Origin of the sequence: Bacillus sp. RC240 (assembly GCF_044907945.1) — a bacterium.
In the GTDB taxonomy this organism is placed as follows: Bacteria; Bacillota; Bacilli; order Bacillales; family Bacillaceae_G; genus Bacillus_A; species Bacillus_A mycoides.
In genome coordinates, this window is the sequence record NZ_JBIYCT010000001.1 from 1,524,841 (window position 1) to 1,534,837 (window position 9,997).

Annotated in this window: 12 protein-coding genes; 4 read left to right on the forward strand and 8 right to left on the reverse strand. The window is 35.0% G+C overall.

Annotated elements, in window-relative coordinates; translation table 11 throughout:
• Nucleotides 1-198 precede the first annotated feature (198 nt).
• A complete protein-coding gene (locus tag ABH955_RS07820; protein ID WP_002168568.1) occupies nucleotides 199-1,416 on the forward strand; it encodes an MFS transporter in 1,218 nt (405 codons plus the stop codon).
• Nucleotides 1,417-1,465: 49 nt separating this feature from the next.
• Here the strand turns inward: ABH955_RS07820 and ABH955_RS07825 are convergent, their stop codons facing one another.
• The 5 genes from ABH955_RS07825 to spoIIP all read right to left on the reverse strand — a co-directional run bounded on the left by ABH955_RS07825 (nucleotide 1,466) and on the right by spoIIP (nucleotide 6,293).
• Nucleotides 1,466-2,941: an amidase family protein gene (locus ABH955_RS07825; protein ID WP_404443167.1), complete on the reverse strand. Its 1,476-nt coding sequence runs from the start codon at nucleotides 2,939-2,941 to the stop codon at nucleotides 1,466-1,468.
• A 187-nt stretch (nucleotides 2,942-3,128) separates the two neighbouring features.
• A complete protein-coding gene (locus tag ABH955_RS07830) occupies nucleotides 3,129-3,575 on the reverse strand; it encodes an NUDIX hydrolase (protein WP_404443170.1) in 447 nt (148 codons plus the stop codon).
• A gap of 23 nt (nucleotides 3,576-3,598) precedes the next feature.
• Complete coding sequence (locus ABH955_RS07835; protein WP_219302082.1) at nucleotides 3,599-4,339, reverse strand: M15 family metallopeptidase; 741 nt, start codon at nucleotides 4,337-4,339, stop codon at nucleotides 3,599-3,601.
• 11 nt (nucleotides 4,340-4,350) lie between these two features.
• Complete coding sequence (locus tag ABH955_RS07840) at nucleotides 4,351-4,848, reverse strand: GNAT family N-acetyltransferase (protein ID WP_404443173.1); 498 nt, start codon at nucleotides 4,846-4,848, stop codon at nucleotides 4,351-4,353.
• Nucleotides 4,849-5,138: 290 nt separating this feature from the next.
• Entirely contained in the window at nucleotides 5,139-6,293 is a 1,155-nt protein-coding gene (gene spoIIP, locus ABH955_RS07845; protein ID WP_404443176.1) for a stage II sporulation protein SpoIIP, read from the reverse strand.
• Between the two features lie 89 nt (nucleotides 6,294-6,382).
• On the opposite strand from spoIIP, the gene ABH955_RS07850 reads away from it, so the two are divergent.
• Nucleotides 6,383-6,679, forward strand: coding sequence for a hypothetical protein (locus ABH955_RS07850; RefSeq protein WP_002012463.1), 297 nt, complete (start codon nucleotides 6,383-6,385; stop codon nucleotides 6,677-6,679).
• A gap of 4 nt (nucleotides 6,680-6,683) precedes the next feature.
• Nucleotides 6,684-6,989, forward strand: a complete 306-nt coding sequence (locus ABH955_RS07855) for a permease (RefSeq protein ID WP_078178819.1) — start codon at nucleotides 6,684-6,686, stop codon at nucleotides 6,987-6,989.
• Here the strand turns inward: ABH955_RS07855 and ABH955_RS07860 are convergent.
• The 3 genes from ABH955_RS07860 to brnQ4 form a co-directional block, all read right to left on the reverse strand.
• Nucleotides 6,962-7,528 carry a DUF1572 domain-containing protein gene (locus ABH955_RS07860; protein WP_002165929.1) on the reverse strand — a complete coding sequence of 189 codons (567 nt, stop codon included), beginning with the start codon at nucleotides 7,526-7,528 and terminating at the stop codon, nucleotides 6,962-6,964. The genes ABH955_RS07855 and ABH955_RS07860 overlap by 28 nt on opposite strands.
• Complete coding sequence (gene csaA / locus ABH955_RS07865; protein WP_404443180.1) at nucleotides 7,509-7,838, reverse strand: chaperone CsaA; 330 nt, start codon at nucleotides 7,836-7,838, stop codon at nucleotides 7,509-7,511. The genes ABH955_RS07860 and csaA overlap by 20 nt, the downstream gene beginning before the upstream one ends.
• A 67-nt stretch (nucleotides 7,839-7,905) precedes the next feature.
• Entirely contained in the window at nucleotides 7,906-9,243 is a 1,338-nt protein-coding gene (gene brnQ4, locus ABH955_RS07870; RefSeq protein ID WP_404443183.1) for a branched-chain amino acid transport system II carrier protein BrnQ4, read from the reverse strand.
• Between the two features lie 478 nt (nucleotides 9,244-9,721).
• Here brnQ4 and ABH955_RS07875 point away from each other — a divergent pair.
• The coding region (locus tag ABH955_RS07875) for a helix-turn-helix domain-containing protein (RefSeq protein WP_404491019.1) at nucleotides 9,722-9,997 on the forward strand (276 nt) is incomplete at its 3' end.

Here is a 9,997-nt window from a genome sequence, read left to right on the forward strand (position 1 = left end):
GGGGGCGTTTGCTACAAGCTATTATATGTATTCGCTGTTACAACAAGCATTAATAAAATGCTATATTAATATATTCTTCATTATACACGAAAATCCCTTTCAAAAAATGACAAAAAATTTAATTCTTTCAAAAATATAACTTACAGATTATAATAATTAAAATTAAAAGCAGTATTGATTTGAAAGGTGGTATTCTTATTGCCTAAACGTTCACTAACTTACTATTTGGGCTCCAAAATATGCATTACTCTCGCTGACATTGTATACATAATGATTATTACAACTCACATCTATATCACAACTAGATCAGCTACAATTACTGCTCTTTTTCCATTATTACAGGTTATCACAAATCTTATCGCGAACACCTCTGCACCACTTATAATGAATCGGTTTCCATCTTATTCATTGCTATATACTCTACAATGGATTAAAACAGCTCTTTTAATATTGTTAATGATATTATTTCCTATACTATCAACAAACATTTCTGCTCTTTTAACTTTTGTTATTTTCATTTCATTATGTAGTGGCTGGAGCGCTCCTCTACTATACGCCGTTATCCCGCGCTTAACACCACAAGAAAAATTAGTAAAAGTAAATAGTGTCTTTTCCTTTTCAACACAAATTATACAAGCCGCTGCATACTCATTTACAAGCATAATTGTTCTTCTCATTGGCGTTACTTCGACACTCATGATTAATAACATATTGATGATTTTCGGATGTATTACATTACACCTTTCATTACAATCTATACAAGCTGAACGAGTAGCAGAACCCACTTCTTCGAAAACTACTGCATTATTAGAAGGATGGAAACTGTTATTTCAACACCCGTCTCTGCGCATCGTTACAATTATGGACTTAATTGAAACTTTCGCAGGGACGATATGGATCGGTGCTATTACGATGGCATATGTAACGACTGTTCTTCATAAAGGCGAAGATTGGTGGGGATATATTAACACAAGTTATTACGTCGGCACATTAATTGGCGGGATATTAGCGTGGAAAATGAGTACATATATTCAAAAAAATTTAATACGCTCCATGGCGATAGGCTCTCTTATGTTTAGTATTCTTACATTTTTATATGGTATGACAAGTAGCGGATTTATTGCTCTATTTCTTTGTGTTCTAATGGGACCATGTTATCAAATTAGAGATATTTCTCAAACGACGGTTTTACAATCAAGCGTCACTCCTTCTTTATTATCGAAGATGTATACAGCTCATGGTGCACTTCTCTCGACAGCTTCTGGTCTTTCTATGCTTAGCGTTGGAATTATTACTGATATGTTCGGCGTTCGTACTATTTATATTATCGCCGCTTTTCTTATTTTATGTTCTGCTTGTTTATCCTTTAACTTATTAAAATATCAGAAGACGGAGCAGAAAGATATTTCACTTTAATCAATAAAACAAAAAGGACAGGAATTCCTGTCCTTTTTGTTTATTCTATTCATGACAAGTTGGGAATCTTCCTATGTTTTGTCGCTTGTTCAAAAGCATATGCTAGTTTAATTAATGCCCCTTCACTAAAAGCAGCACTTGCAAGAGTAATTCCAAAAGGCCTCCCATTATCCATATATCCCGCAGGCATTGCTATAGACGGATAACCTGCTTTCGCACATATAGTAGATCCTATATAAGAAGGGAACAGTATCGCATCAAGATTATATTTTTCCAATGCAAAATCAATACCTTGTTTTTGCGAAAAGTATATATCTTCTAATCTTGCCTTTAAATATTCAGGATTTCTTAACGTATTAGGAAAATCTTTTTTTCTTTCTAACTTAGTTTGTCCATATTTCAAAGCTCTTTCTGCTATGTTTTTATTAAACTCCATTAACTCCGAAATAGAATGTACTGGAATAGTAGAAGGTAATTTAGAAAGATAGTTATCTAAGCTATGCTTCAGTTCATAAAGCGGAACTCCCCAGCTCCATTCTCTATGAAAAGATGGAATATCAATATCTTCTACTATTGTCGCTCCCTTACTACGTAAAACTTGAATCGTTTCCTTAAACAATTTTTCATCGTATTCTCCAGATTCATAATAATCTTTTGGCGCATTGCTAAATACACCAATCTTAGCCCCCTTTAAACCGTTAGCATCAAGATAAGATGTATAATCTTGATATGCCATGCCTTCACTTTTATGAGTGGCTACATCCTTCTCATCCATCCCAGTTAGACTCCCTAGTAAAATAGCAGCATCTGTTACTGTTCTAGCAAATGGCCCAGCTGTATCTTGTGAATAAGTGAAAGGAATAATTCCACTACGACTAATTAACCCAACAGTCGGCTTAATACCTACAACCGAGTTTTGAACAGCTGGGCTCAAAATAGAAGCATCTGTCTCTGTTCCAACGGATAATACAGTAAAGTTAGCGGCAACTGCTATAGCAGACCCTGTACTTGAGCCACCAACGAACATATCATCCTTTCCTGTACCGTAAGGATTAATTGTTTGACCACCTCTAGCGCTATATCCAGCCCACATTTCAAAAGACATTGCATTTGCTAGTTCTGTCATATTTGTTTTACCTATTATAATTGAACCTGCTTCTCGAAGTTTTGTAACGAGAAATGCATCTTCACTACTTATATTTTGTTCTAGGGCAATCGTACCAGCACTTGTATGCATCGAGTCATTCGTTTCAATATTATCCTTAAGTAAAACAGGTATACCATGTAATGGACCTCTTACACCTTTTGTCTTTCTTTCATAATCTAACGCTTCTGCAATAAAGATAGCATCTGGATTGATTTCTAAAATAGAATTGATTTTCGGTCCATCTTGGTCATACTTTGCGATTCTATGAAGATAATACATGACTAGTTCTTTTGAAGTTAACTTCCCAGCTTCCATTTCCTTTTGAATATCATGAATTGTTAATTCTTTTTGCAGTAGGGTATTGAACTGAATTTCCATTTTCATTCTCCTTTTATAAGCCCTTTTATATATGACGTATGTCTATTACTTTTTCATTTTCTCCGCTCCTCGTATTAACAACTACTATCCCTATACAGGAATTCAACTCACCAGTTTAAAAACCTTTAATTTCCAGAGAAATACAAAGAGTCTGAAACGAATACAATATCGCCTCAGACCCTTTTTATTATTTTACATATACCTCTTCTAACAAATGTAAAAACTCGCCTTGTTTACCTGCTAATTCAGGGCATTTGTTAATATCAACCCACTCATAACAAAATACTAAACCTTTGTCTTCCTCACCAGCACTCACTATATGCTCCCACGTATCTTTCACATCTGTTAATAATGAAATGTGGAAAAAATGACGTTTTTGATATTCCTTTTTTTCTTTCACAAAAATAATGTAATCGGAAAGGAAGCGCTCGATACAAAAATGGCGTAGTCCTGACTCTTCTTGTACTTCACGTAAAATTGCTGCCTCTAACGTTTGGCCTTCATCTACTGTCCCGCCTGGCACTTGGATACCAGCCTCTCGTATATCACGATGTTTAAAAACGAGTAGTTGCATAACCCCTTCTTTTTCTCTCGTAATATATGCATGTACCTTTTTCTTATATAACATCGTCATCTTAGCCCTCTCCCCTCAATTCATTACTGCGTTACTTCTTCAATCGTCAGTTGGTTTTCATATAAATATGTAGCTTGCGGATTCCCAACATACCGTACATGCCACGGTTCATAACGATAACCGGTAATCCCTTCTTTCTCTTTCGTATATCGAATAACAAAACCAAATTTATGGGCATTTTCAGAAAGCCACTTTCCTTCTTTCGTCTCCCCAAAAACAGTTTCTAGCTGAAATTTAGCAGATTGAGATGTAATATCCATAGCTAGTCCTGTTTGATGTTCACTCGTACCAGGGACTGCACTAGACATCGCTGTCTTTGCTTCTCCATCTTGTCTTTTATACATCGTATTTAATGCTTTTTGTCGATCAAAAGATCTAAATCCAGAGACTGCAAAAAGGAAAATCCGCTCCTTATTGGCTTGCTGAAACATTTCCTCAAGTGCCGCCGCTGCCTCTTTCCTCATCTTTTTCTTCTCTTGATCACCTTCACTAGAGTAACGTACTTTCGGAACAACTAAATCTGGCGGTCTATACCCATCTGGTAAACGCCTATTTTTATTCACAAGTACAAGCATCGAATTTGGATTACTAATGACTGCGATATCCCCATCCATATTAGCAATCGTTTCTTTAGCTTTCGGAAATATATTATTTACATTTACTTCCTTCGCCTCTTGATCCTTGTACATCTTATAATTTATTCCTGCTACTCCAATGATCAGTATCATCGCTACGATACCAAGTAGTGCCCATCTTTTTTTCATATAACGACCTCTTATTTTAATAATTTGGCCATTTCATACTCATCGACACCTTTTCCATCGATGATAAGAGCAGATTTTTTGACACCTTCTTGTTCAAATCCAATTTTGCTATATAGTGCCTGAGCTCTTGTATTGTGGGCCATTACCGTTAATTCTAAACGCCATACATCATGTAATCTTGCCCACTTCTCTACTTCTTTAAACAAACTCGTTCCAATACCTCGGCCACTATACTCTTGCAAAATACCAATTACAATGCCTGCCACATGTCTCTTTCTTTGAACATCATTACCATTGGCTAAAATAAATCCAACTACTCTATCATCTTCAACTGCTACAAATATTGTTGCATATTCATTTTCTATAAAACGGTGGACCATCTTTTCTTGTTGCTCTACTGTGATTTTTCTTTCCCCTGGTTCGTATAACATAAATTTCGTTTCTTCGTCTAACTGCTTACTTAATTGTAAAAATGATGCTGCATCTTCTACTCTAATCTCTCGTATCACCTTGATCCCCTACCCATTCTGTTAGTTAAAAATTTTCCTTGTAAAAAGATTTTCTCCACTATTCCGAAAATTCCTTTTTAAATTTCTTACTATAAATAGACAAATTTCGATATCAATATAATAATAGGGAATTTTGTCTATAATGTGACATTTATTTCTACCTATAGATTATGAACAAACAAACAAATAAACGTAAGCTTCTTGCTTACGTTTATCCCGTATTAACGGGTAGCCTGATTCGTAAGGGCTACTAATCAGTAGAATGAGCACTCACCGATCAAATTTTCGCTTTATCCATTCACTTTTTCAGCTTGCCAAAAATATTCTCCAAATGCTTTAGCAAGTACATCAATTGATCGATTTAATTCTTCCTCTGTATTATCTACCCCGCCAACTTCAATTAATATCGCTTGTCCTGATAGGTCTTGATTGTAGACTCCATTTCCTGTTTGGAATCCTTTTTGAATTACACCACGGCTCATTCCCGGATATTTCTTACTAATCGTCTCATGTAACGCAGTTGCTAATTGTAAGTTTTTTTCATAGTTTTTGTTACCTTTCCCAATTACAAAAGCAAGCTTTGCATATGATTTATCTCCAATTGTTTTTGTCGTGACATTTTTCCGTGCACTATCACGGTGCAAATCGAAAAAATATTGGAGTTCTTTATTACCAGCCATCGCTTCTTGTACAATTTCTCGTGACAGTTTATAAGAACTATTACTATTTAATCCTTTACTTATTAATTTTTGACCAACATCAGTTTTATCGTTAGTAGCACCGATCCCTTCACTTTCTAACTGTTCTCGCAATCGATCGCCAACTATTGAAATATTCGTTACAGAACTCGTTGCTTTATTTGGATTTGGATCATTCGTTAAGTTAAGTAACGGCAAATAAGATTCCCAGCTATGTGAATGATAAATCAATGCAACTTGTCTTTTTCCAGTCGTTTGAGCTGGTTGTTTCTTCTCTTTATTCGGATCAGGCTTAGGAACTTGTCCAGCTTCTCCAGTCCGTTCCTTCACTACTTCTTCAAGAGGAACACTCGATTCTATCGGTAAGTTGGAATAATTTGTTCCTTCACCTGCTATAACGATTTCTGTCTCATATTTCCCAAATCCCGGAAGTTCTTTCCCGACAAAACTACGTACATCATCAAAACGAATATTCGTAGCCATCGAAAAGAGGAATGAAGAAATAGAAAAGTCTTGATTCAAATTCCGGTACTCCTGTGTAAAATAATGATTCTCTTTCCCAATAACGTACATGTAACCATTCATTGATAACTCATTTAACCAATTATATAAATACGTTGACTTTGTCTCTTTCATGGAAGTTACCATTACACTAATAAGAAAGAAAGTCGCTAATACCGTAGTAATAATAAATATAATTAACTTGCGTACACTTGTTAATTTCACGTAAAAAAAGCCTCGATTCATACTATCACCCTCTCTATTTCAAGTTATGTACAAGCTCTAGAGAATAGACCGCTTAAATTCCGGCTATATTGTTAATGAGGTGAAATGAATTGAAGCTACTAATAGGAACATTACCGATCGTCTTATCATTTATTTTTTATTTGTTTGCTTTACATCCTAAAATTCGTATTGTGCTACATATTTCCGCATACTTAGCACTGTATGTACTCGGGACAATTATTTCTATTAATATATATGATGTTTTAATACAAAATTTAGTTTTCATGACAAGCATTCATGGAATTTTACTGAATCCATTTTTCCTTATTGCAGGAGCGTATATAGGAACATACACTTTATACTTACTTTTGTCTTACATTATTACAAATATAAAAAATGGAGCGTAATGAAATGCAACCACCGTTCATCTGTCATAAATGTAAAAAAAGAATAACGAGAAGGAAAGATCTTATTACCTCTACATGGCATTTCCGCTTTTATTTGTTTCACAACACTTGTTTCAAAAATCAGCAATTATTTGTCTCACGTTTTATTCCTATAAATACACTCTTTGGTTTCTTTCTTATTACATATGGGCTTATTGCTGGCAGCATTCTAATGTTCACGGAGCCCTCTATCAATTGGCTTATTTTTTTGCTTCCTATTTTATATCGGTTTCTTTCCTATTATTACGTTGAACGTTTTTTCTGTAAATAACTAGTAGATTGACCTCTAGGAATGCTTAAACACTCCCATTCATTTTCTTTTAACATTTTACCAATGTAAATGATTTGTCCAATATGTAAAGCATAATGAGAAATTTGCCTTTCGATCGCTTGCATGACAGTGTGTTCTTCTCCGCGAATGTATACTTTCTGCAAAATCTGCTCTGCTGTTAAAGTATCCATCGTTTTAAAGACATACTCCCACCCTTCTTGCCACGCAGCAAGCGCTTCTTGTTTTGAATTGTACCCACCTTCAAATTCACCATCTCGGTTACGATCTATTTTTTCGCCATCAGACGTTAAAAATTCCGTCCATCTTGAACGCATATTACCATGTAAATGTTTAATAATAATCGCGATACTATTTGTCTCTTCATAAGCAGACCACATTATCTGTTCATAAGATAATTGAGAAAGTACACGTTCTCCTTGTTTTTGTGTTGCCTTGAAATTCGAAATGGCACATTGTAAATATTCTCGTCCGATATCCATGTTTACCCCTACCTTCACACTAACTAATTTTCGTTCCATTTGGCAATTCCATATTAGGCTGAAGCAACACAACATCACCAGCTTCAGGAACTCCACCTAATACAAGCACTTCCGATTTAAATCCAGCTACACGCTTTGGCGGAAAATTTACAACAGCAACAATTTGCTGACCGATTAAATCTTCTGGGCCGTACCTTTTCGTAATTTGAGCACTGGACTGCTTGACCCCAAGCTCCCCAAAATCAATTTCTAGTTTAATCGCTGGCACTCTCGCTTCTTTAAATTCCTCTGCCTGTGTTACTGTTCCAATTCTTACATCAAAAGTTAAAAAATCTTCAAAATTAGCCATTTTATCATTCCTCCCAATTATTACTTAGACAAAACATAAAAATCCCCTTTTAAAAAAAGAAAGGCGCCTAAGCACCTTTCTTTTGTAATTCACTTAATTCATTTGATTTATAGAAGAAGAAACCGAGAATCCCGCCAATACATGATGGGATTAGCCATCCTATTCCTTCTTTATATAATGGTAACATTTGTAGCACATTAGAAATCGCATCAATTTTAATGTTCGCACTTTCTAAACCGTTAAAGAAACTAATTAACAACGCACCTAGAATAGCTCCAATATATATTGTATTACGCTTTCCAATCCATTTATGGAAATATGAAAGTACGATTAATACGATTGCAACTGGATAAATAATCATTAACACTGGTAAAGTGACTGCGATTAATTGTGTTAAACCTAAGTTAGATACAATTAAACTAAACACACATACCATTGTTACAATCGTTTTATGCGAAAGTTTTGGGAATACGTTTGTAAAGAAGCCCGCACAAGCAGATGTTAATCCAACAGAAGTTGTTAAACAAGCGAGTATAATAACAAGTCCTAATAAAATTTTACCACTTGTTCCATATAACTCATTTACAACATTCGTTAAAATAAGTCCACCATTCTCTGAGATCCCAAGTGATGTACTTGTTGAACCAAGATAAGCAAGTGATAAATAGATTAACGTTAAACCAAGTACAGCAATAATACCTGATACAATTGTTATTTTTGCAACTTGACTACTCTCTTTTATCCCTTTAGAGCGGATAACTTGTACAACGACAATTCCAAATACGAGCGCGCTAATTGCATCCATCGTTAAATATCCTTGAATAAATCCACCAAAGAAAGCATTTTCTTTGTATGCCGCTAGCGGTGCAGCTGGTTCTCCAATCGGATCAATAATTGCCTTTCCGACAATAACAGCAACAATCAATACTAACAATGGTGTAAGAAATTTCCCGAACCAATCCACTAATTTAGATGGATTTAATGATAAATACCACGTTATTCCGAAGAAAACTATAGTGAAAAGAAATAGCATGTACCACTCAGAAACCATTGCCTCTGATAGAAATGGCTTCATACCCATTTCAAATGAAACAGCTCCAGTACGCGGAATCGCGAAAAATGGTCCAATCGCTAAATAACTAATCAATGGGAAAATAAACGCAAATATAGGGTGAACTCTAGAAGATAGCGCTTTCAAGTCTCCCTCTACAAACGCGACAGCTGTTACAGCTAATAGGGGTAATCCGACTCCCGTTACAAGGAATCCAATTGTAGCAATCCAAACATTTTCTCCTGCTTGTTGACCTAAAACTGGCGGGAAAATTAAATTTCCTGCCCCTAAAAATAGTGCAAATAACATTAAACCAATCGCTACCGTATCACCTGGCCTTAAACGTCCCTTCATGCTTTTCATTTGCATAGCACTTTTTCATTGTTTATCTCTCTTTTCACAATATGCTATGCATCCTCCTCTCTGCTCAAGATGATAAAATATGCCCCTTACAAAGCAATGTCTTTCTCCATAATTTCTCCATTCCCCTTATTCTTACTCTAATTATTATTTTTTTATTTTTTTGAATATTCAAGTCATTAGAGTGTTATAACGTGGAGTTTAGTTGTCAGACCTCTTTGTTTTTATCACACATATAGTAACATATTTGGCTGAAAAATAAAAACATATTTTTAAATAGAATTTTTTGAAAATCAAAATTATCCACACATACCTCCTTTATTTATTTTATTACACAAATTTTTTTAGAAATTTACGATTTTTACATTTTATTATATTTGAATATTTTTATACGAAAGAAAGTAAAAGCCATCAAAAATGAAGTGCACCCCGATTGTTAGACACAGTCTAACAATCGGAGGTGCACTTTTTAATGGCTAAACTTTCTTCAAAAGAAAAAATACGAGCGATAAGACGATATTTAGAGGGGACTGAAGGTGGAAAAACAATTGCTAAATCTATTGATGTTCACCCCAGTATGCTCTATCAGTGGATTAAACAATATGAAGCCTTAGGTGAAAATGCTTTTGAAAAACGCTATACATCCTACTCTACCCAGTATAAACTAGATGTACTTAATTATATGAACGAACAAGGGACATCTATTAGGGAAACAGCGGCGCTTTTCAACATTCCTTCTTACGAAACA

Coding starts and splice junctions, on each gene's coding strand:
- ABH955_RS07825 (WP_404443167.1), bottom strand. CDS start 2,941: ATGGAAATTCAGTTCAATACCCTACTGCAAAAAGAATTAACAATTCAT.
- ABH955_RS07830 (WP_404443170.1), bottom strand. CDS start 3,575: ATGACGATGTTATATAAGAAAAAGGTACATGCATATATTACGAGAGAA.
- ABH955_RS07835 (WP_219302082.1), bottom strand. CDS start 4,339: ATGAAAAAAAGATGGGCACTACTTGGTATCGTAGCGATGATACTGATC.
- spoIIP (WP_404443176.1), bottom strand. CDS start 6,293: ATGAATCGAGGCTTTTTTTACGTGAAATTAACAAGTGTACGCAAGTTA.
- ABH955_RS07855 (WP_078178819.1), top strand. CDS start 6,684: ATGCAACCACCGTTCATCTGTCATAAATGTAAAAAAAGAATAACGAGA.
- ABH955_RS07860 (WP_002165929.1), bottom strand. CDS start 7,528: ATGGAACGAAAATTAGTTAGTGTGAAGGTAGGGGTAAACATGGATATC.
- csaA (WP_404443180.1), bottom strand. CDS start 7,838: ATGGCTAATTTTGAAGATTTTTTAACTTTTGATGTAAGAATTGGAACA.
- brnQ4 (WP_404443183.1), bottom strand. CDS start 9,243: ATGAAGGGACGTTTAAGGCCAGGTGATACGGTAGCGATTGGTTTAATG.